The organism is Salegentibacter maritimus, from assembly GCF_016236975.1.
GTDB classification, from domain to species: domain Bacteria; phylum Bacteroidota; class Bacteroidia; order Flavobacteriales; family Flavobacteriaceae; genus Salegentibacter; species Salegentibacter maritimus.
Window position 1 is genome coordinate 1 of the sequence record NZ_JAEHNY010000045.1, and the last position, 260, is coordinate 260.

Sequence of the window (260 nt, forward strand, 5' to 3'; positions counted from 1 at the left end):
TGCGCTTTAGCGCGCTGTAGTCTCAGGCAGACTCGAACTGCCGACCTCTACATTATCAGTGTAGCGCTCTAACCAGCTGAGCTATGAGACTGTCCCTTGTTAAATATATATTGTAAATCGTATTATGAATAAGGTTTTTTCAATAAAACCTCTTCAACATACATTATACAGTATACACTATACAATTTTTTAAATTAAATCGACAGCTTAGAATCAAGACCAAAAAAGAGCTTTAAGAACTTCCCTTTAATTATTGCGCA

At 35.8% G+C, this 260-nt stretch carries 1 tRNA gene; it reads right to left on the bottom strand.

Annotated elements, in window-relative coordinates:
- Positions 1–17: 17 nt before the first annotated feature.
- Positions 18–91, bottom strand: a tRNA-Ile gene (locus I6U50_RS15810).
- Positions 92–260: the final 169 nt, after the last annotated feature.